General features: G+C 73.1%; 25 protein-coding genes. 11 read left to right on the forward strand and 14 right to left on the reverse strand.

Annotated elements, in window-relative coordinates; genetic code table 11:
- Window positions 1-9 precede the first annotated feature (9 nt).
- From AC1C2V_RS12630 to rbsD, 5 genes are read left to right on the forward strand one after another with little or no spacing between them, the layout of a single operon-like run.
- Window positions 10-1,218, forward strand: a complete 1,209-nt coding sequence (locus tag AC1C2V_RS12630) for a LacI family DNA-binding transcriptional regulator (RefSeq protein ID WP_495389968.1) — start codon at window positions 10-12, stop codon at window positions 1,216-1,218.
- Window positions 1,215-2,741, forward strand: coding sequence for a sugar ABC transporter ATP-binding protein (locus tag AC1C2V_RS12635; protein ID WP_495389969.1), 1,527 nt, complete (start codon window positions 1,215-1,217; stop codon window positions 2,739-2,741). Before AC1C2V_RS12630 ends, AC1C2V_RS12635 begins: the two co-directional genes overlap by 4 nt.
- Window positions 2,738-3,712: an ABC transporter permease gene (locus tag AC1C2V_RS12640; RefSeq protein WP_495389970.1), complete on the forward strand. Its 975-nt coding sequence runs from the start codon at window positions 2,738-2,740 to the stop codon at window positions 3,710-3,712. Before AC1C2V_RS12635 ends, AC1C2V_RS12640 begins: the two co-directional genes overlap by 4 nt.
- 37 nt (window positions 3,713-3,749) lie before the next feature.
- Window positions 3,750-4,736, forward strand: a complete 987-nt coding sequence (locus AC1C2V_RS12645) for a substrate-binding domain-containing protein (RefSeq protein ID WP_495389971.1) — start codon at window positions 3,750-3,752, stop codon at window positions 4,734-4,736.
- Window positions 4,737-4,776: 40 nt separating this feature from the next.
- On the forward strand, window positions 4,777-5,172 hold the full coding sequence (rbsD, locus tag AC1C2V_RS12650; RefSeq protein WP_495389972.1) for a D-ribose pyranase: 396 nt from the start codon (window positions 4,777-4,779) through the stop codon (window positions 5,170-5,172).
- Between the two features lie 23 nt (window positions 5,173-5,195).
- Here rbsD and AC1C2V_RS12655 read toward each other — a convergent pair whose 3' ends face one another.
- On the reverse strand, window positions 5,196-6,095 hold the full coding sequence (locus AC1C2V_RS12655) for an LLM class flavin-dependent oxidoreductase (protein WP_495389973.1): 900 nt from the start codon (window positions 6,093-6,095) through the stop codon (window positions 5,196-5,198).
- A gap of 98 nt (window positions 6,096-6,193) precedes the next feature.
- Between AC1C2V_RS12655 and AC1C2V_RS12660 the strand changes: the two genes are divergently transcribed.
- Together AC1C2V_RS12660 and AC1C2V_RS12665 are read left to right on the forward strand one after the other, a co-directional pair.
- The gene (locus tag AC1C2V_RS12660; protein ID WP_495389974.1) at window positions 6,194-6,925 is read left to right on the forward strand and encodes a TetR/AcrR family transcriptional regulator; all 732 of its coding nucleotides are present in this window, start codon (window positions 6,194-6,196) and stop codon (window positions 6,923-6,925) included.
- Window positions 6,922-7,773 carry a VOC family protein gene (locus tag AC1C2V_RS12665; RefSeq protein ID WP_495389975.1) on the forward strand — a complete coding sequence of 284 codons (852 nt, stop codon included), beginning with the start codon at window positions 6,922-6,924 and terminating at the stop codon, window positions 7,771-7,773. Before AC1C2V_RS12660 ends, AC1C2V_RS12665 begins: the two co-directional genes overlap by 4 nt.
- Window positions 7,774-7,785: 12 nt before the next feature.
- Here the strand turns inward: AC1C2V_RS12665 and AC1C2V_RS12670 are convergent, their stop codons facing one another.
- Together AC1C2V_RS12670 and AC1C2V_RS12675 are read right to left on the reverse strand one after the other, a co-directional pair.
- Window positions 7,786-8,547 (reverse strand): class I SAM-dependent methyltransferase, encoded by a 762-nt coding sequence (locus tag AC1C2V_RS12670; RefSeq protein ID WP_495389976.1) that lies wholly within the window; start codon window positions 8,545-8,547, stop codon window positions 7,786-7,788.
- A 90-nt stretch (window positions 8,548-8,637) separates the two neighbouring features.
- A complete protein-coding gene (locus AC1C2V_RS12675; RefSeq protein ID WP_495390158.1) occupies window positions 8,638-8,973 on the reverse strand; it encodes an imine reductase family protein in 336 nt (111 codons plus the stop codon).
- 51 nt (window positions 8,974-9,024) lie between these two features.
- Between AC1C2V_RS12675 and AC1C2V_RS12680 the strand changes: the two genes are divergently transcribed.
- On the forward strand, window positions 9,025-9,336 hold the full coding sequence (locus AC1C2V_RS12680; RefSeq protein ID WP_495389977.1) for a MerR family transcriptional regulator: 312 nt from the start codon (window positions 9,025-9,027) through the stop codon (window positions 9,334-9,336).
- Between the two features lie 32 nt (window positions 9,337-9,368).
- Here the strand turns inward: AC1C2V_RS12680 and AC1C2V_RS12685 are convergent, their stop codons facing one another.
- The 3 genes from AC1C2V_RS12685 to AC1C2V_RS12695 all read right to left on the reverse strand — a co-directional run bounded on the left by AC1C2V_RS12685 (window position 9,369) and on the right by AC1C2V_RS12695 (window position 11,797).
- Window positions 9,369-10,592 carry an NAD(P)/FAD-dependent oxidoreductase gene (locus AC1C2V_RS12685; RefSeq protein WP_495389978.1) on the reverse strand — a complete coding sequence of 408 codons (1,224 nt, stop codon included), beginning with the start codon at window positions 10,590-10,592 and terminating at the stop codon, window positions 9,369-9,371.
- Window positions 10,593-10,905: 313 nt separating this feature from the next.
- A complete protein-coding gene (locus AC1C2V_RS12690) occupies window positions 10,906-11,322 on the reverse strand; it encodes an Hsp20/alpha crystallin family protein (RefSeq protein WP_495389979.1) in 417 nt (138 codons plus the stop codon).
- Window positions 11,323-11,431: 109 nt separating this feature from the next.
- Window positions 11,432-11,797, reverse strand: a complete 366-nt coding sequence (locus AC1C2V_RS12695) for a nitroreductase/quinone reductase family protein (protein WP_495389980.1) — start codon at window positions 11,795-11,797, stop codon at window positions 11,432-11,434.
- Between the two features lie 108 nt (window positions 11,798-11,905).
- Here AC1C2V_RS12695 and AC1C2V_RS12700 point away from each other — a divergent pair, with 108 nt between their 5' ends.
- A complete protein-coding gene (locus AC1C2V_RS12700) occupies window positions 11,906-13,093 on the forward strand; it encodes an FAD-dependent oxidoreductase (RefSeq protein WP_495389981.1) in 1,188 nt (395 codons plus the stop codon).
- On the opposite strand, the gene AC1C2V_RS12705 is transcribed toward AC1C2V_RS12700, so the two are convergent.
- The 5 genes from AC1C2V_RS12705 to AC1C2V_RS12725 all read right to left on the reverse strand — a co-directional run bounded on the left by AC1C2V_RS12705 (window position 13,080) and on the right by AC1C2V_RS12725 (window position 16,416).
- Window positions 13,080-13,202, reverse strand: coding sequence for a hypothetical protein (locus AC1C2V_RS12705; protein WP_495389982.1), 123 nt, complete (start codon window positions 13,200-13,202; stop codon window positions 13,080-13,082). The genes AC1C2V_RS12700 and AC1C2V_RS12705 overlap by 14 nt on opposite strands.
- A gap of 39 nt (window positions 13,203-13,241) precedes the next feature.
- Window positions 13,242-14,219, reverse strand: a complete 978-nt coding sequence (locus AC1C2V_RS12710) for a hypothetical protein (RefSeq protein ID WP_495389983.1) — start codon at window positions 14,217-14,219, stop codon at window positions 13,242-13,244.
- Between the two features lie 35 nt (window positions 14,220-14,254).
- Complete coding sequence (locus AC1C2V_RS12715; protein ID WP_495389984.1) at window positions 14,255-14,851, reverse strand: DUF6318 family protein; 597 nt, start codon at window positions 14,849-14,851, stop codon at window positions 14,255-14,257.
- A gap of 101 nt (window positions 14,852-14,952) precedes the next feature.
- Window positions 14,953-16,110, reverse strand: a complete 1,158-nt coding sequence (locus AC1C2V_RS12720; protein ID WP_495389985.1) for an FAD-dependent monooxygenase — start codon at window positions 16,108-16,110, stop codon at window positions 14,953-14,955.
- A 3-nt stretch (window positions 16,111-16,113) separates the two neighbouring features.
- Window positions 16,114-16,416: a putative quinol monooxygenase gene (locus AC1C2V_RS12725; protein WP_495389986.1), complete on the reverse strand. Its 303-nt coding sequence runs from the start codon at window positions 16,414-16,416 to the stop codon at window positions 16,114-16,116.
- A gap of 173 nt (window positions 16,417-16,589) precedes the next feature.
- On the opposite strand from AC1C2V_RS12725, the gene AC1C2V_RS12730 reads away from it, so the two are divergent.
- The gene (locus AC1C2V_RS12730) at window positions 16,590-17,147 is read left to right on the forward strand and encodes a small multidrug efflux protein (protein WP_495389987.1); all 558 of its coding nucleotides are present in this window, start codon (window positions 16,590-16,592) and stop codon (window positions 17,145-17,147) included.
- Window positions 17,148-17,261: 114 nt separating this feature from the next.
- Here the strand turns inward: AC1C2V_RS12730 and AC1C2V_RS12735 are convergent, their stop codons facing one another.
- Complete coding sequence (locus AC1C2V_RS12735; RefSeq protein WP_495389988.1) at window positions 17,262-17,972, reverse strand: SDR family oxidoreductase; 711 nt, start codon at window positions 17,970-17,972, stop codon at window positions 17,262-17,264.
- A gap of 57 nt (window positions 17,973-18,029) precedes the next feature.
- Here AC1C2V_RS12735 and AC1C2V_RS12740 point away from each other — a divergent pair, with 57 nt between their 5' ends.
- Entirely contained in the window at window positions 18,030-18,392 is a 363-nt protein-coding gene (locus AC1C2V_RS12740; RefSeq protein ID WP_495389989.1) for a MerR family transcriptional regulator, read from the forward strand.
- A 12-nt stretch (window positions 18,393-18,404) separates the two neighbouring features.
- On the opposite strand, the gene AC1C2V_RS12745 is transcribed toward AC1C2V_RS12740, so the two are convergent.
- Together AC1C2V_RS12745 and AC1C2V_RS12750 are read right to left on the reverse strand one after the other, a co-directional pair.
- Window positions 18,405-19,382 carry an ABC transporter substrate-binding protein gene (locus AC1C2V_RS12745; RefSeq protein ID WP_495389990.1) on the reverse strand — a complete coding sequence of 326 codons (978 nt, stop codon included), beginning with the start codon at window positions 19,380-19,382 and terminating at the stop codon, window positions 18,405-18,407.
- A 34-nt stretch (window positions 19,383-19,416) separates the two neighbouring features.
- A complete protein-coding gene (locus AC1C2V_RS12750) occupies window positions 19,417-19,872 on the reverse strand; it encodes a MarR family winged helix-turn-helix transcriptional regulator (protein WP_495389991.1) in 456 nt (151 codons plus the stop codon).
- Between the last annotated feature and the right edge of the window lie 67 nt (window positions 19,873-19,939).

Consider the following 19,939-nt stretch of genomic DNA (forward strand, 5'->3'; position numbering starts at 1 on the left):
ACCGATTCCATGGAAACGGTTGCACGGGTTTCGACAGGCTCAACCAGCGGGTTTCGACACGCTCAACCAGCGGGTTTCGACACGCTCAACCAGCGGGTTTCGACAGGCTCAACCAGCGGGTTTTCGGCAGGCTCAACCAGCGGGTTTCGACAGATTCAACCAACACGGTGGGAGGCCGGGATGCGGTCGGTGACCATCCGCGACGTCGCGGCGCAGGCAGAGGTCTCCGTCGCGACCGCCTCGCGCGTGCTGTCCGGGCACCCGGCCACGTCGCCCACGGCACGGGCCCGGGTGGAGGAGGCGGTGCAGGCGCTCGGCTACCGCCCGGACGCCCGGGCGGCCTCGCTGCGCAGGACCCGCACCGGCACGATCGGGATCCTGCTCTCGGACGTGCGCAACCCGTTCTTCGCCGAGATCGCGTACGCCGTGGAGAGCCGCGCGCTCCGGGCCGGCATCGCGACGCTCGTGTGCAACGCCGACGAGTCCGTCCAGCAGCAGGACCGCTACCTCGACCTCCTCGTCTCGCAGCGGGTCGACGCGATGGTCATCGCCCCGCAGGGCGACGGCTCCGGGACGCTGCGCGAGATCCTCGGGATCGGCATCCCCATCGTGTTCGTGGACCGCACGCTCGAGGACCTGGATGGCGATGCCGGCGCCGGCGGGGCGCTCGTCCCGAGCATCACCTCCGACAACCGCACGGGCATGCACGAGGTGGTGGACCACCTCGTGCGGCTCGGACACCGGCGCGTCGGGCTCATCGCCGGCCCCCAGCAGACGTCCACCGGGCGCGAGCGCCTGCGTGCGTTCCACGAGGCGGCGGCCGCGGCGGGACTCGACCCGGACCCGGCGCTGGTCGCCCAGGGCGACTTCCAGTATGCGAGCGGGGTCTCCGGGGCACGCCGCCTGCTCGACCTCGACGTCCCGCCCACGGCGATCGTCGCCGCGGACTCGCCCATGACGCTCGGTGCCCTCGAGGTGCTGCGCGAGCGCGGGGTCCGGGTGGGGGATGACGTCTCCCTCGTCGGGTACGACGACCTGCCCGCGTTCTCGCTCGTCACCCCGCCCCTCACCGTCGTCGCGCACGACCCGGCACGGATGGGGGCGCTCGCCGCCGACGCCGTGCGCGAGCTGCTCGCCGGGCGCCGGGCGGCGTCGACGGTCCTGCCCGCCCATCTCGTCGTGCGCGGGTCCACCGGGCCCGCCAGGAGGTCCGCATGACCCCGGTGCTCTCGCTCGAGGGCGTGACCAAGACGTTCGGCCCGGTCACCGTGGTCGACGACGTGACCGTGCACGTGCGGCCCGGCCGCGTGCAGGTGCTGCTCGGCGAGAACGGCGCCGGCAAGTCGACGCTCATCAAGATGATGTCCGGCATCTACCAGCCGGACGGCGGCCGCATCGTCGTCGACGGCGCCGAGGTGTCGCTGCCGGATGTCCGGGCCGCGGAGGCGCTGGGGATCGGGACCATCCACCAGGAGCTCAACCTCGTGCCGAGCATGTCGGTGGCCGAGAACATCTCGCTCGGGCGCATGCCGCAGCGCGGTGGGCTGCTGGACCGGAGGGCGATGCGCGCCACGGCCCGCCGCTGGCTCGACCGCATCGGGCTCGACGTCCACCCCGACCACCAGGTGGGCGAGCTCGGCGTGGCACGTCAGCAGCTCGTGGAGATCGCGAAGGCGCTGAGCCTCGACGCGCGCATCCTCGTGCTCGACGAGCCGACGGCGGCGCTGACGCGGACGGAGATCGACCAGCTCTTCCGCGTGGTGCGGGAGCTGCGCGAGGCGGGCGTGGCGATGGTCTTCATCAGCCACCACCTGGACGAGATCGCAGAGATCGGCGACAGCGTCAGCGTGCTGCGCGACGGGCGACTCGTCGACGAGGTGCCCGCGAGCACGCCGGAGCCGGAGCTCGTGCGGCTCATGGTGGGCCGCGACATCGACGACCAGTTCCCACGTCGCCGGGAGTACGAGGGCCCGGCCGACGTGCTGCTCGACGTGCAGGGCCTGACGCGCGCCGGGGTGCTCGAGGGCGTGACGTTCCAGGCCCGCGCGGGCGAGGTGGTGGGCGTCGCGGGCCTCGTCGGCGCGGGTCGCACGGAGCTGTTGCGCTCGATCGCGGGTGCCGACCCGTACGACGCGGGCACGGTGCGGGTCGGGGGGCGCCGGCTGCGGCGCAAGGACGTCGCGGGCGCGATCCACGCCGGCGTCGGGCACGTCCCCGAGGACCGCAAGTCCCAGGGCCTGGTGCTCGGCGCGTCGGTGGCGGAGAACCTCGGGTACGCCACGCTGCGGTCCACCGCGCGGGCCGGGCTCGTCGACCGCGCCGGCCAGCGCCGGCGGGCGGGATCAGTGTCCGAGCGCCTGCGGGTGCGGATGCGCGACGTCGACCAGGTGGTCGGCGACCTGTCGGGCGGCAACCAGCAGAAGGTCGTCCTCGGGCGCTGGGTGCTCGCCGGGTCGCGCGTGCTCCTGCTCGACGAGCCGACCCGAGGCGTCGACGTCGGCGCCCGCGTCGAGATCTACGAGTTCGTCAACTCTGTCACCGCCGCCGGCGGGGCCGTCGTCATGGTCTCGAGCGACCTGCCCGAGGTGCTCGGCATGAGCGACCGGATCCTCGTGATGAGCGGCGGCCACCTCGCGGGCGAGCTGCCCGCCGAGGGCGCCACGCAGGACGGGGTCATGTCCCTCGCGGTCCGGGACGTCGACCGGGACGCCGAGGACCGCGCCGAAGGAGCTGAGTCATGACCACCGCCACCACCACTGCCCCGCGCCGGGGACGCGCCCGGGTCGGCAGGTTCCTCGCGGAGAACGGCGCCCTGGTCGGGCTCGTCGTGCTGTGCCTCGCGCTGTTCATCGCGACCCCGGACTTCCTCACCGGAACCAACCTGCTGAACATCGGCATCCAGGCCTCCACCATCGCGGTGCTCGCGTTCGGCATGACCTTCGTCATCGTGGCCGGCGGCATCGACCTCTCTGTCGGGTCGGTGGCGGCGCTGGCCGGCATGATCTCCGCCTGGTCGTACGCCTCGGCCGGCATGCCGGGATGGCTCGCGGTGGTGGCCGGCCTCGCGACCGGCGCGGTAACCGGCGCCGTCTCCGGGCTGGCCGTCGCCTACGGCCGGCTGCCGTCGTTCATCGCGACCCTGGCGATGCTGTCGGTCGCGCGCGGGCTCACCCTCGTCGTCTCGGACGGGCGCCCGATCGCGACGGCGTCCGAGGTGTCGTTCCTCGGCAGCACGGTGGTCGGCGTCCCCGTGCCCATCCTCGTGCTGGTCGTCGCGGGCCTCGTGGCGTCGCTGATCCTCAACCGGACCGTCGTCGGGCGCGAGATGTACGCGGTCGGCGGCAACGTCGAGGCGGCGCGGCTGTCCGGCATCCGCGTCCGCCGGGTCCTCGTCACCGTCTTCACGCTCTCCGGTCTGTACGCCGGGCTCGCGGGCATGCTGCTCGCCGGTCGGCTCACGTCCGCGCAGCCGCAGGCCGGCGCGGGCTACGAGCTGGACGCGATCGCGGCGGTCGTCATCGGCGGCGCGTCGCTCGCCGGGGGCGTCGGCCGCGTGTCCGGCACGCTCGTCGGCGCCCTGATCCTCGCCGTCATCCGCAACGGTTTGAACCTCATGAACGTGTCGTCGTTCTGGCAGCAGGTCGTGATCGGCGTGGTCATCGCGGTCGCGGTCGGGATCGACGTGCTGCGCCGCAAGAACACCCGCCACTGACACCCCACACGCCCACCCACACCCAGGGAGCAGAACCATGCTGCGGAACCGCATCACACGCACCGGCCGCCTCACGGCCACCGTCGCGCTCGGCACGACGCTCGCGCTCACGCTCGCGGCCTGTAACCGGGACACCGGGGGCGGCGACGGCGGATCGGGCGACGAGGGCGAAGGCGCCGCCGAGGGCAAGTCCGTCACCCTGTCGCTGTCCACGCTGAACAACCCGTTCTTCGTCGACGTGCGCGACGGCGCGCAGGCCGCCGCCGACGAGCTCGGCATCGAGCTCGAGGTGGTCGACGCGCAGAACGACTCGACGACCGAGGCCAACCAGGTGGCGAACTCCGTCACCGGCGGCGCCGAGGGCCTCATCATCAACCCGGTCGACTCCGACGCCGCGGGCGCCGGCATCGGGCCCGCGATCCAGGCCGACATCCCCGTGGTCGCCGTCGACCGGGCCGTCAACGGTGCCGAGGTGGGCTCCCTCGTCTCGAGCGACAACGTCGCGGGCGGGAAGCAGGCCGCCGACGCGCTCGCCGCCACGATCGGGGAGAAGGGCGAGGTGATCGTGCTGCAGGGCGTGGCCGGCACGTCCGCGAGCCGTGACCGCGGCCAGGGCTTCGCCGAGGGCCTGGAGGCTTACCCGGACATCGAGGTCGTGGCCACGCAGACGGCCAACTTCGACCGTGCGGAGGCGCTCGACGTCGCGACCAACCTGCTGCAGTCGCACCCGGACGCGGCGGCCGTCTTCGCCGAGAACGACGAGATGGCGCTCGGTGCCGTCCAGGCGCTCGGCGACCGCGCGGGCGATGACGTCGCCGTCGTCGGCTTCGACGGCACCGACGACGGCCTGGCCGCCGTGCAGGACGGCACGATGATCGCGACGATCGCCCAGCAGCCCGTGGAGCTGGGCAAGCAGGCCGTCGAGGTGATGTCGAAGGTGCTCGCGGGGGAGAGCGTCGACGCCGAGATCCCCGTGCCCGTCGAGACGGTGACGGCGGACAACGTCGCCGACTTCGTCAAGTGACGCCGGGCGGCTCGGGCCGCCGCGAGTCGGGGGTACCGGAGTGAAGCGCGGCGGGATCCTGCACGCTGACCTGGCCCGGGAGGTCGCGCGGCTCGGGCACACCCACCGCGTCGTCGTCGCCGACCGCGGGCTGCCGCTGCCGCGCGGCGGCGAGGTCGCCGTCGCCGTCGTCGACCTCGCGCTCGTGCCCGGGGTCCCGACGTTCGAGCAGGTGCTCGACGCGCTGCTGGACGAGCTCGTCGTCGAGGCGTCCACGATCGCGGACGAGGCGCGTGGCACGGTCGTCGAGCGGTGGGTCACGACGCGCGGCCTCGAGCCGTCCGCGGTGCCGCACGAGCGGCTCAAGGAGCTGAGCGCCGGCGCCGCGCTCGTGGTGCGCACCGGCGAGGCGACGCCGTACGCCAACGTCGTCCTGCGCTGCGGCGTGCCGTTCTGAGCGTGCCGTTCTGAGCGTGCCGGTCAGCGGCCGAGGGGCTGCGGCACCGTGGCCTCGAGCGTCGCGACCTCGGCGACGGCCCGCCCGACGGCGTCGAGCGCGGCCGCGCCCCACGGCTCCGGGGTGATGAGCACGAGGTGGGTGATGCCCCATGCGGCGGCGGCCTCGGCCCGGCGCACCAGGCTGTCCGCGGGCTCGCCCGGCGTCAGGCGCGCGCTGAGCGAGCGGTCGAGGTCCGCGACGTCGCGGCCGACGTCGGCGCAGTGCGCGGCGAGGACGGCGAGCTTGTGCCGCACCGTCGCGCCCTCGTCGGGGATGTCGAAGACGTTGCACGCGTCGGCGTGCTCGGCGACGAGCCGCAGGGTGCGGCGCTCGCCGGCGCCGCCGACGAGGATCGGCGGTCCACCCTCGTGCACCGGACCCGGCCGGCACTGCGGGCGCTCGAGGCGGAGGCCGCCGCTGCCGACGAACGGGCTCTCGTCGCCCGCCCACATCCGGCGGGCGAGGCGAAGGACGTCGGCGAGCCGGTCCATCCGAGCCCCGGTGGCGGGCAGGTCGAGACCCATGTCCGCGGCCTCGCCGCCGTGGTGGCCCGCGCCGACGCCGAGCCACGCGCGCCCGCCGCTGAGCACGTCGAGCGTAGTCACGGCCTTGACCAGTAGGGCCGGGGCGCGGAACGTCGCCGCGGCCACCATCGTGCCCAGCCGCACGCGCGACGTGAGCGCGGCGAGGTGGCCGAGGGTCGTGAACGCCTCCAGCTGGTCGTCGTGGTCCGCCGGGACCGTGGGGTCGGCCTGGACGAGGTGGTCGGGGAGCCAGAGCGTGTCGACGCCGGCGTCCTCGGCGCGGCGCGCGACATCGGCGATCGCCGTCGGCGCCGTTCCCTGCCAGGACTGGTCGGTGAGGTTGATGCTGATCCGCATCGGCTGTCTCCAAATCTTCGAGTCGGTCTAAAATTAGAGTAACTCTAAAACTAGTCTGGATCTAGACTTCCGTACAGGCTCGGACGAGGAGTGGATGAGTGGGACTGCGGGACGAGAAGAAGGAGCGCACGCGGCGCGCGATCCTCGACGCGGCGTGGCGGCTGTTCGCCGATCACGGCTACGACGACGTGACCGTGCAGCAGATCGCTCGGGACGCGGGGGTCGCGCCCGCGACGGTGTTCAACTACGTCCGCGGCAAGGAGGACCTGTTCTTCCCGCGGCTCGACGAGTTCGGCGACCGGCTGGTCGCCACCGTCGCGGGGCGGGCAGAAGGAGAGACCGTGGTCGCGGCCGTCGAACGCGCCCTGACGGCCTCCGGCGGACTCGTCGCCCAGGCCTCGGCCGGGGAACCGGGCGCGGCGGAGCGGTTGCGTACCCTGCACAGGGTCGTCGCCGCGAGCCCCGCGCTCCAGGCGCGCGAGCGGCAGGCCACCGACCGGTACACTGACGCCCTGGCGGTGCAGCTCGCCGCGGAGGCGGGGCGTGGAACGGGCGGGGCGCCCCGGGGCACGGTGGCTCATACCCCGTCCGAGGACGACGAGGTCGACGTGCTCGCCCGCACGGCCGCCGCCGCGCTGGTCGGCGTGCAGCGCGCCCTCCTCCTGCACGTGCGCCGCCGCGTGCTCGACGACGACCGGGTGGCCGAGCTCGATCAGGACGTCCGCCGCCTCACGCGCTCGGCCCTGGCGATGCTCGAGGGCGGGATCGGCGACCTGCGGGGCTCGATGTCGGGCTCGATGTCGGTGGCGCGGAGCAGCCTGGAGGCATGACGTCACACACCTACCCGCACGGGGTACCCAGCTGGATCGACCTCGAGACGCCGGACGTGGACGCCGCGATCGCGTTCTACGGCGCACTGTTCGGCTGGACGTTCACGGACAAGCTGCCGCCCGGGGCGCCCGGGAGGTACGTCGTGGCGTCGTGGGACGGCACCGACGATACGGCGATCGCCGGGATCGCCAGCCCCGACCCGGGGTTCGAGGGCGGGACGGAGTGGCACACCTACCTCGCCGTGGACGACGCCGACGCGGCGGCCGCGCGGGTCGCCGAGCTGGGCGGGGTCGTCGCCTCGGCGGCCCAGCCCGTGGGCCCGCCCGGCCACGTCGCGGGGTGGATGGCGCGCATCGTCGACCCCCAGGGTGCGCCGGGCCGCCTGTGGCAGGCCGGGTACCGGCTCGGAGCGCAGGTGGTCAACGCGCCGGGCACGTGGAACTTCAGCAACCTCGAGACCTCCGACCGCGACGGCGCCGTCGCGTTCTACGGGGCGCTCCTCGGCTGGGAGGTGGACCCGGAGCTAGCGATCGGTATGGCCCGCGTGCCGGGGTACGGCGACCACCTGGCCGCCACCTCCGACCCCGACATCTTCGAGCGTCAGGTGGGGTTTGCGCCGCCTGGCTTCGCCGACGCCGTCGCCGGGATCCAGCACACCGACGGCCCGGCCCGGTGGTCGGTCGTCTTCGCGATCGCGGACCGCGACGCCTCGGCCGACGCCGCGCGGGCGGCGGGCGGCACCGTGCTGTCGACGAAGGACGACGAGTGGGAGCGCCGCGCGGTGGTGCGCGACCCGCAGGGGGCCGAGCTGGTGCTGTCGCAGTTCGCGCCGCAGGGATCCGCCTGACGGCGGAACCGCTCAGGGGCGGCCGGCCTGGACCCACATGACCGGCGTGTCCATGAAGGTCGTGCGGCCCACCTCGCGGGCGTCGACCAGGCCGGCGTCCGTGAGCAGCCGCTGGATGCCGCCGTCGGCGTTGTCCTCGCGGTGCTGGTTGCTGCCGATCTCGCCCCCGTGCCCGTGCGGGTGACCGCCGTGCCCGTGACCGCCGCCGTGCCCGTGGCCGCCGCCGTGCCCGTGGCCCCCGGGTGCGTCGAGGTCGGCGATGGTGACCCGGCCGCCGGGGCGGAGCACGCGGACGAGCTCGGCCGCGAACCGCTCCTTCTCGTCCAGCGGCACGTGGTGCAGCGCGAGCGAGGAGAGGACGTGGTCGAGGCTCGCGTCGGCGGCGGGCAGCCGGTCGGCGAACCCGCGGACGAGCGTGAGGTCGCCGGTGCGGCCCACCCTGCGCCGCCGGGCCTTGCGCGCCGCACGGCGGAGCGCGGCGCCGTCGGGGTCGAGGCCGGTGACGACGGCGTCGGGCACGGTGCGCAGCACGGCGAGCGTGAGGTTGCCGGTGCCGCAGCCGACGTCGAGCACGTGCTGGCCGCCGGTGATGCCCGCGAGCTCGACCGTGCGGCGGTGCAGGCGGCCGGCGCGACGCCACCAGCTCTGCACGTCGTACCAGGGCATCTTCCAGGCGCTGCTCATGCCGGGCAGGTACGCCCTGTCCTCCTCGCCCGGGCGGACGTCGTCGCGCAGCCGTACGTGATCCCGGGCCCTCGGGGAGCTCTCTGCCATGCCGGGCACGCTACCGGCTGTCGGCTTTGACGGGTTGATGCTGGGCGTCCGGCCGAAGGCGGTGCGGGTCCTGTGGGACGCGCTCGAGGGCTAGGGCCGGAGCCGGGGCTCCCGGTCGGCCGTCGACGGCTTGCTGAACTCCTCGATGAGCACGGGGTACTGCTCGGCGCCGTGCCCTGCGGCGATCGCGCGGTCGGCCATCGCCTTGATCAGCCTCGGCAGCTCGGCGTTCACACCCGCCGCCTCGCTCTCCTCGACCAGGTGCGACATTGCGCGTGCGTCGGTCTCCAGGGCCGAGATCTCGGCGGGGAACGAACCGCGGTCGATCTGGGCGGCGTACCCGGGCAGCCACCCGGCCACCCCGGCCGCGATCTGCTGCGCGAACGGGGCGTATGCCGCGGCGTCGACACCGGCCGTCGTGAGCAGGGCCGTGCATCGTCGACGTTCATACCGGTGTGAAGGTCAAGGGGGAGCGGGATGCGGATCGGGGAGCTGAGCCGTCGGACGGGAGTCCGCGCCCACCAGCTGCGCTACTACGGGTCGCAGGGCCTCCTGGACGCCGACCGCGGCGCGTACGGCTATCGCGAGTACGGCGAGGACGCCGTACTGCGGGTCAGGCAGATCTGGCATCTGCTCGGCGCGGGCCTGTCGTCCGAGGACATCGCCTACGTGCTGCCCTGCGCCGTCGGGGAGGTCCCGGAGTGGGCGGGGTGCCCCGAGCTGCTGGGCGCGATGCAGTCGCGACTCCGGCGGATCGAGGACCAGATGACCAGGCTCGGCCGGTCGTGACCCCGTGCCCGCCTGAGCCGGCGGGGCGCGACCTAGGCAACCCGGACGACGTCGGCCCGCTCGGGCGCGGCCTGCTCGCTCAGCACCTGGCGACGTCGCGGGTCGGCCATGAACGACGGGAACCGCACCAGCCCAGGCTTTCGGGCCTCCCAGGTGAGCTGCTTGACGGTGCTCCAGCAGACGAGCTCCTTGAGCCCCGCGCCGAGCCTGGCGGCCAGGCGGCCGCCGAGGTAGAGGCTCACGGGGTCGTCGTTGCGCCGGGCGAACTGGAAGAGGCCGGCGCTGCGGCCGAGGCTGAGGCACTGGCCGAGGAAGCCGACCGCGGCGGGTGCGGGCTCCTCGCCCGCGATCTTGGCGAGCACCGTGTCGCCGGCCACCCCGCCGAGCTGCCCCGCGGCCTGGCAGCTCATGCGGAACGGCCGGTCGGACGGCGCGGCCGAGTCGCCGGCGGCGACGATGCGGTCGTCGTCCACGCTGGTCAGCGTCTCGTCCGTGAGCAGGCGGCCCGCGGCGTCGGTGCTCAGGCCGCTGCGCGCGGCGAGGTCCGGCGCGCGGAACCCCGCGGTCCAGATCGTCACGTCGCCGGGGATCTCGCGCCCGTCGGCGAGCCGCACGACGTCGGCCGTCACCTCGGTGACCGTGGCCGACGGGCCCGCCAGCACGGTGACGCCGAGGCGGGCGAGCGTCGCGGCGACGACCTCGCGTCCCTTCGGATGCAGGTACGGGCCGAGCACGTCGCCGCCGACCAGCGTCACGCGTCGGCCCTGCTCCGCCAGCTCGGTGGCGGTCTCGAGGCCGGACGGACCCGCGCCGACCACGGTGATCGCGGCCGAGCGACCCACGGCGTCGAGCGCCGGCATCAGCCGGTCCGCCTCCTCCAGGCTGGCGAGCGGATACGCGTGCTCGGCCGCCCCCGGCACGCTCGGATCGGCGCTGGTACTGCCCACCGCGTACACGAGGTAGTCGTAGCCGACCGTGCCGCCGTCGGCCAGGGTCACCCGGCGCGCGGGCGCGTCGATCCGGTCCACGGTGCCGACCGTCAGCCGCACGCCGTCGGCCAGGATCTCGTCGTAGCTCACGACCGCGTCGTTCGAGCCCGCCACCCGCTGGTGCAGGCGGATCCGCTCCACGAACTGCGGGCGGGCGTTGATCAGGGTCACCGTCACGTCGTCGCGCTTGGTCAGCCGGTTGGCCGTCATCACACCGGCGTACCCGCCGCCGATCACCACGACCTTGCTGATGTTCTTCTCAGACATCGTCTCTCCCTCATCGTCGTCGGTTCTGACACCACGACGGGGTGGGGGTCGGAGACGTGACACCGGACATGCAGACGGCGCCCGGGTCGCGGAAGCGACCGGACGCCGTCGGGCGTGCGCCTGAGCGATCAGGCGGCGGTGTTGTCGGCCGCCCGAGTCTGCGGTTCCGCTGCGGGCGAGACCTCGTTCCTCGGCCCTCACCCTTCGCTGCACCTCCGCCTCAGGCGGCGGTGGTGTCGGCCGCCCGAGTCTGCGGTTCCGCTGCGGGCGAGGGCCTCGTTCCTCGGCCCCCACCCTTCGCTGCACCTCCGCCTCAGGCGGCGGTGGTGACCTCGACGCGCTGCGGCGCGGTGCCGGCGAAGACGCCGGCCACGGTCACTGTCAGGACGCCCGCGTCGTAGGTCGCGCGGACGGCGTCGCCGTCCACGGCCTTCGGCAGCGTGACGACGCGACGGAACGAGCCGAAGCGGACCTCCGAGATGCGGCGGCCCTCGGACTCCTCCGTGCGCTGGTCCTTGCGCTCGCCGCGCACGACGAGCTTGCGGCCCTCGACCTCGACGGTGACGTCCTCGGCCGGGTTCACGCCCGGCAGGTCGAGGCGGGCGACGAGGTCCTCGCCGTCGCGGTACACGTCGGCCGCGGGCACGGGGCTCTCGGTCGCGAGACGCGGCGTCCACAGGTCGCGGAGCCAGGCGTCGGCGAACGGGGTACGGGTCAGGGTGGTGGTCATGCTGTCCTCCTCCAGGTGGGTGCTGCTGAAGGGTTCAACTTGAGCGCCCTCGACTCAATTTCCGGGTTCGCCGAGGGCGATCATCCCCGTCGTGGCGGGTGCCAGGAGGTCACACGTCGAGGTCGAGCCGCGCGAAGGTGGGAGCGTCGGCGCGCCAGGCGCGGATGATCGAGCCGTGCCGGGCGTACTTGGCGGCGAACGCCTCGACGGCACGACGGCTCTCGTCTGGATCGCTGACGAGCGTCGCGGCGGCTGACCATGAGCTGCTGCGTCGGCTCACGCCCACCCGCTGCTGCGCGAGTGCGTTCTGGAGCCAGTCGCTGCGAGGCCCTCCGCGCACCGCGACGTACAGCCGAGTGCCAACCGGTGCGAACCAGACCGTCACCGCATGCGCCGCGCCGCTGACGCGCCCGCGAGTGGTGATCCGGCAGGTGGTCGCGCCGCAGAGGGCCGCCGGGATTCCGGTGTCCGACACCCCGCCAGCCTACGATCCGGACGATGACCGCGGTGGCGTGCCCTCCGCGGTGGCGCCCTCCATGCGGCGCGAGGGAAGACTGCAGGCCGGACCGGCGTTCTCGTGGTCATGACCCCGACCGACGTGCTGCCCACCGTGGCCGACGTCGTCGTCATCGGCGCGGGCCAGGCGGGGCTGTCCGTGGCCTATCACCTGCGGCGCCGCGGGTTCGTGCCCGCGGGTGCGCAGCCGGGTGTCGACGGCGCGGCCCGTCGCACGTTCGTGGTCCTCGACGCCGAGGACGGCCCCGGCGGCGCGTGGCGGCACCGCTGGCGCTCGCTGCGGATGAGCACGGTCAACGGCATCTACGACCTGCCCGGCATCGAGCAGCCGGACGTCGAGCCCGAGGCCGCGAGCGCCGACGTGCTGCCCGCCTACTTCGGCGACTACGAGGACGAGCTGGGCCTCGCCGTCGCGCGGCCGGTGCGGGTGCGCCGCGTCGAGCGGGCGGACGGCGCTGACGGAGGAGACGACGACCTGGTGGTGCGCTGGGAGGGTCGGGGGACGTCGGGGGTGATCGCCGCCCGGGCGATGGTCAACGCGACGGGCACCTGGTCCAAGCCGTTCTGGCCGCGCTACCCGGGCCAGGAGACGTTCCGCGGACGCCAGCTGCACACGGCCGACTACGTGCGCGCCGAGGACTTCGCCGGGGAGCGGGTGGCCGTCGTCGGCGGCGGGATCTCCGCCGTGCAGCTGCTCGAGGAGGTCTCGCACGTGGCGCAGACCTTCTGGTTCACGCGGCGCGAGCCGGTCTGGCGCGACGAGTTCGGGCCCGACGACGGGTCGCACGCCGTCGCGATGGTCGCCGACCGCGTGCGCGAGGGCCTGCCACCGCTGAGCGTCGTGTCCGTGACTGGGCTGATCCGCACGCCGCGGCTGCTCGCGGCCGAGGCTCGCGGCGTGCTCCAGCGCCGTCCGATGTTCACGCGGATCGTGCCTGACGGCGTCGTGTCCGCCGACGGTGAGACGCTCGCCGTGGACGTCATCTTCTGGAACACCGGCTTCCGCGCCGCCCTGGACCATCTGCGGCCGCTCCAGCTGCGCGCCCCGGGCGGCGGCATCCGGATGGACTCCACCCAGGTGGACGGCGAGCCGCGGGTGCACCTCGTGGGCTACGGGCCGTCGGCCTCCACCGTGGGGGCGAACCGCGCCGGGCGCGAAGCCGTCGCGCGGATCGTCCGGTATCTGGACTCCGACGACGACGGGCGCCCGGCGGATGCGCGGCTCCGGGGGGGACGACCGGTCACCTTACGGTGAAGCTGTGCAGGACTCCCTGGGTCTCGGCCGCACGACGGAGGGCGTCGTCGAAAGTGGCCACCGCGCCGTCCAGGTGGAGCGCGGTGGCGAGGACGACGGCGTCGGGCATCTGCAGCCCGCACCGCACCTGTGGTGCCGGCGGCGCGATTCAGCAGGAGGTGCTGCCCTCGAGGTCGTCGCAGACCAGGTGGGTTCGCACCTCGGTGACGGTGGTGGGACCCGTGGTGCTCGTCGTAGAGATCGTGCCGGCGATGTCGGTCCACGTGCTGGTCCCCTGAACGCGGAAGCGGCCCTGCCAGGTGGTGGTGAGCAAGACCGCGACGCCGGTGCGGTACACGTTGCCGTTGTCGTCCACGTCGGTGCCGGCGTCCGCGCCGGGCGTGCCCAGGCGGCTGTAGGTGTGCCCCACCCAGGTGGCGTCGGGCAGGGGGTCGCCGTCGTGCCAGGGCCGGCCGGGGTCGGTGGTCGTGAGGGTGCTGCCGCCCGGCGAGTACGGGTCGTCGAAGTCCCACGTGAACTCCGTCGGCTCCGCGCGGATGACGACCGGCACACCCAGCAGCGTGACCTGCCGGTCCTGCGGCGTGCCCGACGTGTACGCCGGGTAGTGCACGTTCACCACCATCGGCGGGTTGCCCTGCACCGTCACCTCCGGCGCGGCGATCTTCATCGACTTGAACTCGCGGCGGGCCTGGGCGGCGATGTCCGCGGGGGTGATGCACTCGTCGTCCGACAGCTGCTCCGCGTCGCCGTACGAGCCGTCCTCCTGGACGCGCCGCACCCAGAGCGCGTCGAGCGCGTACTCGCTCTCGTCGCACGGGACGATGATCTCCGCGACGTCCTTGCCGTCGGGGCACGCGCCGGGGGCGGTCACGATGCCGCTGAGGGAGTCCAGGTCGCCCAGCGTCCCGCACGTCACCGCGTCGGCGCGGGCGTAGAGGTCCTTGGGTTCGTCGTCCGCAGGTTCACGACCGTCGGCGTTGTCGTTCCAGGCACTTGAACTGGCGTCAACTCCGACCTCTTTGGAGTTGGCGTCCGCGAAGCCGCCATAATCCCGGCCCGAGTCGGGTCCGGTTGATAGCTGCTCTGCGCCAGCGTGAACCGCAGGAATTGCTGCAAACAAGGCCATGGTCGCGGCGACACTGACTGCCCACCGATGAGCTTTCACGGCGCGTGATTCTCTCGGACTTCGAGGACGACCCACTGGCCGTCACGGCGAGCGATTTCGACTCGAGATTCGGTGACATCGGCAGCGTCGGTGAACACCTCTTTCCCGGAGGTATCCGTGACAGTTACCGGAGCCACCGTGACCTTAACGTCCATCGGCCAGATTCCGGTGGCAGCATCCTGCTCGTAGGTATGGAGCACGTGGGCTCGGATGACGCCGCCCTCCCATCGATCGCCGCGCTCGGCAATCTCCTTCGCTTGGTCGAGGCGCGTATTGCAATGCGAACAATCCTTGTGGGACATCGCTTCATACTCCGCCGTGTCGCCCGTCTTCATGATGTAGTCGTCGAGCTCGAGGAAGTAGACCGCGGCGGCTTCGGCGCCGGCGGGACCGTCGTCGTCCATCGCCTTCGGCCGCTCTGGCGCGACGACGACAGAGCTGGATGTCGGCGACGGTGACGACGAGGCATCAGGGCTCGCGCTGGTGGCGGTCGGCTCGGGCGACGGCGGCGCGGGCGCGTCGCCGTCGCAGCCGGCGACGAGCAGTGCGGCGGCGATGGAGGTGGCGGCGAGGATGGCCCGGGTGCGGGTCATGACGGGGCTCCTGTCGGCGGTGACGTCGCGGTCACTGTAGGGCAATCCGTCAGATGGTTGACTCGGAGTCTGTGGACAACGACGTCGCCGCAGGTGGCGGCTCAGCTGCTGGGCGGGTGCCAGCTCATCACGGGCCGCAAGGCCCGGGCACCGAGCGATTCCGTCCAACGGCCGAGGGCGCGCATTCCCGTGTCGCGAACGCCGGTGGCGGCCGCCGACGTCCACAGGGTGGGCCCGGCGACCCGCGCCGACATCCGCATCACCCGCTGAACCCGCGGCCGCCGCTCGGCCGACCAGCGCTGCAGCGCCGCCGCCACGTCGTCGCGTGGGTGCACGCGTGCGCCCAGCACCACCGCGTCCTCGATCGCCTGGCACCCGCCCTGCCCGAGGTTCGGCAGCATCGCGTGGGCGGCGTCGCCGACGAGCGCGACCCGCCCCGCCGCGAGGGACGCCGGGGGAGCGGGCAGGTGGCGCAGCTCGTGCCGCAGCACCGCGGTGTCGTCGACCGACGCCAGGAGCGCGGGAATCGGGTCGTGCCAGCCGGCGAGCCGGGCCCGCAGCTCGTCGAGGTCTCGGGGCACGCCCGCGGCCTCGGCTACCGACGCGTACGCGTAGACCTGCCCGTCGGCGAGCGGCGCGACGCCCACGACGATCCCCCGACCCCAGGTCTCCGAGCCGACGACGCCCGGCACCGGCGGGGTGACGAATCGCCACGCCGTCGACCCGCCCGGCACCGGCGCCGGAGCGCCCGCCCACCAGCGGGTGCGGGTGGCCGACCCGATGCCGTCGGCCGCGACCACGAGGTCCGCGTCGAGGTCGCCGTCCGGGGTCGTGATCCGCGCGGGCCGCGACGTCGTGCCCGGATCGGTGACGACGGCGCTCGTGCCGAGGCGCAGTGACCCGGCGGGGAGGGCGTCCGCGAGCAGGCCGACCAGCTGTGCGCGGTGCAGCAGCAGCGTGCGGTCGCCGAACAGCGACGTCGACTCCTCCGCCCGGCCGCGCAGCAGCCACCGCCCGTCCGGGCTGCGCAGGCCGACCTCGCCCTGCAGCGCGGCCAGGTCGCGCGTCGCGTCCCCGACGCCCAGCGCGTCCAGCGACCGCACGGCGTTCGGCGCGACGGCGATCCCCGCGCCCACCGGGTCCAGCGACGTCGCACGCTCGATGACCGTGACGTCCCACCCTTGGCGGGCCAGCGCCACGCCCGACGCCAGGCCGCCGATGCCGCCGCCGATCACGACGGCGGTGCGCTCGTCCGGCATCGGTCAGCCCCTCAGCGGCGAGCCGACGACGGTGAAGTCGAACCCGCCGAAGTCGCCCGACAGCAGCGGGCGGGCCGCGGCGATCGACGCCTGCACGGCGGGCAGCTGCAACGACGCGCGGTGTGCCTCCGCCGATATCCACAGCTCGGCGACGAACACCGTGTCCGGCTGGTCGTCGCTGACGCCGACCTCGTAGAGCAGGCAGCCCGCGTCCGCCAGCTCCGTACTGCGTTGCGTGAGGTGCGCGACGAGCTCGTCGCGCCGTCCGGGGGCTGTGCCGAGCGTGCCGACGTTCGCGTAGGTCATGGGTCGTGACGCTAGCGGCTCATCAGGCGACGGGGGGCATGACACATGTCACGGGTGCGGCGTGCGAAGTGCCCAGAAGCTGCTGACAACGGACACTTACGCGCTGCGCGCGCGAACGGTGGACTGGAGTCAGCACGGGGGTCACCCCGACCCACGAACCACAGGAGCAGATCATGGACCTCGTCGAAACCCTCCAGAACCTCATGGGCCAGGTGCCCGAGCTCGTGCAGCCGCTGATCGTGGCGGCCGCGGGCGCCATCCCCTTCATCGAGGGCGAAGGTGGCGTGGCGATCGGCATCCTCGGCGGCATCCACCCGGTCGTCGCTGCCGTTGCAGCGATGATCGGCAACTTCCTCAGTGTGGCGGCGCTGGTGCTGCTCGGTTCCGGTGCGCGCAACGCCGTCGTCACCCGGCATCGTGCGAACGCCCAGGCACGGGTCGGCGCGACGGTCGGCGGCTGGTCCGCCATGGAGTCAGCACCGGCCATGGAGCCCGATGAAGCTCGCAGCTCCGCGCGCCGGGCGAAGTTCCAGCGCGCCTACGAACGCTACGGCGTACCGGGCGTGAGCCTGCTCGGGCCCGCGCTGCTGCCGACCCAGTTCACGGCCACGATGCTCGCTGCCTCGGGCGTCGGCAAGGTCCGCATCCTCATCTGGCAGGCGGCCGCGATCGTCGCATGGACCACGGCCACCGCGCTCGTCATCAGCGGCGTCCTCCAGGCCATCCGGTGACAACGACGACGAAGCCGGCCACGACCAGGTGCAGGTGTTCTGGCACAGCCCCCGACAACCGTCTCTGCCCGTCAGTCATCACTCCCCGATGACCGACGGGCAGAGACGTTCGCATCAGAGGAAGTCGGCGTACAGCTTCTCCGGAGGCAGGTCGAGCAGCGCCTTGACGGTGCTGGAGTCGGGGTCGAGCGCCTCGAGCTCGCCGGCTTCGAGCGCGTCGAGGGTGAGGCGGACGACGTCGAGCGGGTCGTTCTTGGGGATGTCCCAGCCGGCCATCATGTCGGTGTCGGTGGACGAGAGGTGCACACCGAGCACCTGCGTCCCCTGCGAGGCGAGCTCCAGCCGCGTGCTGTTGGTGAGCTGCCACTCGGCCGCCTTGGCCACGGCGTAGGAGCCGTTGCCCGGGAACGTGCGGAACGACAGCAGGGACAGGACGTTGACGATCGCGCCGCCGCCGTTGCGGCCGAGGATCGGCGCGAAGGCGCGGGTGACGTCGAGCGTCCCGAAAAAATTGGTGTCCAGCTCGGCACGGATCAGGGCGGGATCGCCGGTGAGCAAGTTCTGCGCGGTGGCGATGCCGGCGTTGTTGACGAGCAGGTCGACGTCCTGGGCGGCCGCCGCGACGGCGGCGACCTGGTCGGGGTCGGTGATGTCGAGGCGCAGCGGCTGGACGCGGCCGTCCCCGTCCGGTACGTCGATGGCTTCAACGTCGCGCGCGGTGGCATAGACCTTGCGGGCGCCGCGGGCGAGCAGCTCCTGGACGAAGACGCGGCCGAGCCCGCGGTTTGCGCCGGTGACCAGTGCGGTGGATCCGTGTGTGTTCATGTACGGCACACTAGAAGCTGACATCAATGTCAGGTGCAAGTGGGAGGCGTGGACGGGATGGAGCAGCTGAAGATCGGCGACCTCGCGCGGCGCACCGCCGTGAGCGTGCGGTCGCTGCGGTACTACGAGACCCGGGGCATGTTGGCGTCGGAGCGATCCTCCGGCGGCCAGCGGCTGTATCGGCCAGATGCGGTGGAGCGGGTAGTGCTGATCCAGCAGCTGTTCGGCGCCGGCCTGTCCAGCGACGACGTCCTCGGGCTGCTGCCCTGCGTGTACTCCGGGACGACGTCGCCGGCGATGGTCGAACGGCTCGAGCGGGAGAGGGCCCGGATCGATGCGCAGATCGAGCAGCTCGGCACGGCACGCAGTCGTCTCGACGGCGTGCTCGAGGAGGCGTACGCCCGGTTGCGCGTCGCCTGACGAGGCGCCGGGCTACTCGCCCGGCAGGAACGTCCCCATGTCGACCGGCTGCGACAGGATGCCGTCCTCGACGGACAGGTCGGACAGCGTCTGCATGGCGTCGGCGTCGATGTCGGAGCGGAAGTCCTCCATCACCAGCGACCCGGCGACGTCCTCCGGCATCTCCAGGAACCCCGCCAGCGAGGTGGCCACGGCGTCTGGGTTCTCCTGCGCGTACGCGGTGACCTCGTCGACGGCGGCGGTGAACTCCTCCACCATCTCGGGGTCCTTCTCGGCCAGCGCGCCGGAGGTGATGACGCCCATCGTCATGACGCCGGGGAACACCTCCTGGTAGTTGTACGACACGAGGGTGTTGCCGCCCTCCTTGAGCTGAGTCTGGAACGGCTCGGGCACCCACACGGCGTCGACGTCGCCGCCGTCGAGCGCGGCGGGCATGTCCGGGAAGCCCATCTCGACGAACTCGACGCTCGCGCCGTCGCCGCCGTCCTGCGTGACGATCTCGCGGATCGACACCTCGCCCATGGTCTTGAGGGTGTTGACGGCCACGGTCTTGCCGGCCAGGTCGGCCGGCCGCTCGATGCCCGAGTCGGGCGCCGCCCACACGCTGGTGACGTCGTCGCCCTCGGCCTTGGAGTGCGAGTACCCGGTGACGAGCTGGACGTCGAGGCCCTGCTCCTGCGCCAGCATGACGCTCAGCGGGTTGGAGATCGCGAACTCCATCTGCTGCGACACCACCGCCGGCAGCAGGGCCGCCCCGCCCTGCCCGGACTCGAGCGTCACGTCGAAGCCGTGCTCCTCGAAGATCCCCTCGTCGATGCCGAGCTGCAGCGCGGCACTCGGCACGATGGGCAGCACGCCCACGGTCACGGCGGTGGTGCCGCCCTCCGACTCGCCACCGCCGCCATCGCCGCCGGCGTCGCCGCCCGAGCAGCCCGACAGGATCAGGGCCGCGACGGCCCCCACGGCCAGAGCACACGTCTTTGTGCGCATGATGCTTCCCCTTCGTCGAGGTGAGCGGAGGGCGTCAGCCGACGTCCTCCAGCGCGCCCGACGCCGGACGCGCGATCCGGTGCAGCAGGTCGGCGAGCACGGCGCGCTCGTCGGTGGACAGGTCGCCGAGCAGCTCGTCGAGCGACCCCTCGACCCGACGTCGGGCCTCGACGTACAGGTCCGCTCCGGCGGCGGTGGCGACGACAGACTTCTGCCGGCGGTCGGCCCGGTGCGGGCGCCGCTCGGCGAGCCCGCGCCTCTCGAGGTTGTCCACCAGCGCGACGATCTGGCTCGGGTCGAGTGCGAGCGCGTCCGCGAGCTCGCGCTGGCTCACGCCGTGGGAGAGCACAAGCTGCTCCAGCAACGAGTACGAGCGGGCGTTGAGCTCGTGCGGCACCAGCGCCTCGCGAGCCGCGGCGACCGCCCGTCCGCTGGACAGCGCGAGCAGCAGCCCGATGTTCTCCCGGCCGAGCCGGTGGATGCCTGTCACGTCGTCGACGCTACCCGCGATCATTGAGAATCACAATGATTGACATCCTCACTATCCGGGGCCACGC

It is taken from the genome of Isoptericola sp. Y541 (assembly GCF_059445465.1).

Coding starts and splice junctions, on each gene's coding strand:
- AC1C2V_RS12630 (WP_495389968.1), top strand. CDS start 10: ATGGAAACGGTTGCACGGGTTTCGACAGGCTCAACCAGCGGGTTTCGA.
- AC1C2V_RS12635 (WP_495389969.1), top strand. CDS start 1,215: ATGACCCCGGTGCTCTCGCTCGAGGGCGTGACCAAGACGTTCGGCCCG.
- AC1C2V_RS12640 (WP_495389970.1), top strand. CDS start 2,738: ATGACCACCGCCACCACCACTGCCCCGCGCCGGGGACGCGCCCGGGTC.
- AC1C2V_RS12645 (WP_495389971.1), top strand. CDS start 3,750: ATGCTGCGGAACCGCATCACACGCACCGGCCGCCTCACGGCCACCGTC.
- AC1C2V_RS12655 (WP_495389973.1), bottom strand. CDS start 6,095: ATGCGGATCAGCATCAACCTCACCGACCAGTCCTGGCAGGGAACGGCG.
- AC1C2V_RS12665 (WP_495389975.1), top strand. CDS start 6,922: ATGACGTCACACACCTACCCGCACGGGGTACCCAGCTGGATCGACCTC.
- AC1C2V_RS12670 (WP_495389976.1), bottom strand. CDS start 8,547: ATGGCAGAGAGCTCCCCGAGGGCCCGGGATCACGTACGGCTGCGCGAC.
- AC1C2V_RS12680 (WP_495389977.1), top strand. CDS start 9,025: ATGCGGATCGGGGAGCTGAGCCGTCGGACGGGAGTCCGCGCCCACCAG.
- AC1C2V_RS12685 (WP_495389978.1), bottom strand. CDS start 10,592: ATGTCTGAGAAGAACATCAGCAAGGTCGTGGTGATCGGCGGCGGGTAC.
- AC1C2V_RS12690 (WP_495389979.1), bottom strand. CDS start 11,322: ATGACCACCACCCTGACCCGTACCCCGTTCGCCGACGCCTGGCTCCGC.
- AC1C2V_RS12700 (WP_495389981.1), top strand. CDS start 11,906: ATGACCCCGACCGACGTGCTGCCCACCGTGGCCGACGTCGTCGTCATC.
- AC1C2V_RS12705 (WP_495389982.1), bottom strand. CDS start 13,202: ATGCCCGACGCCGTCGTCCTCGCCACCGCGCTCCACCTGGACGGCGCG.
- AC1C2V_RS12710 (WP_495389983.1), bottom strand. CDS start 14,219: ATGGCCTTGTTTGCAGCAATTCCTGCGGTTCACGCTGGCGCAGAGCAG.
- AC1C2V_RS12715 (WP_495389984.1), bottom strand. CDS start 14,851: ATGACCCGCACCCGGGCCATCCTCGCCGCCACCTCCATCGCCGCCGCA.
- AC1C2V_RS12720 (WP_495389985.1), bottom strand. CDS start 16,110: ATGCCGGACGAGCGCACCGCCGTCGTGATCGGCGGCGGCATCGGCGGC.
- AC1C2V_RS12725 (WP_495389986.1), bottom strand. CDS start 16,416: ATGACCTACGCGAACGTCGGCACGCTCGGCACAGCCCCCGGACGGCGC.
- AC1C2V_RS12730 (WP_495389987.1), top strand. CDS start 16,590: ATGGACCTCGTCGAAACCCTCCAGAACCTCATGGGCCAGGTGCCCGAG.
- AC1C2V_RS12735 (WP_495389988.1), bottom strand. CDS start 17,972: ATGAACACACACGGATCCACCGCACTGGTCACCGGCGCAAACCGCGGG.
- AC1C2V_RS12740 (WP_495389989.1), top strand. CDS start 18,030: ATGGAGCAGCTGAAGATCGGCGACCTCGCGCGGCGCACCGCCGTGAGC.
- AC1C2V_RS12745 (WP_495389990.1), bottom strand. CDS start 19,382: ATGCGCACAAAGACGTGTGCTCTGGCCGTGGGGGCCGTCGCGGCCCTG.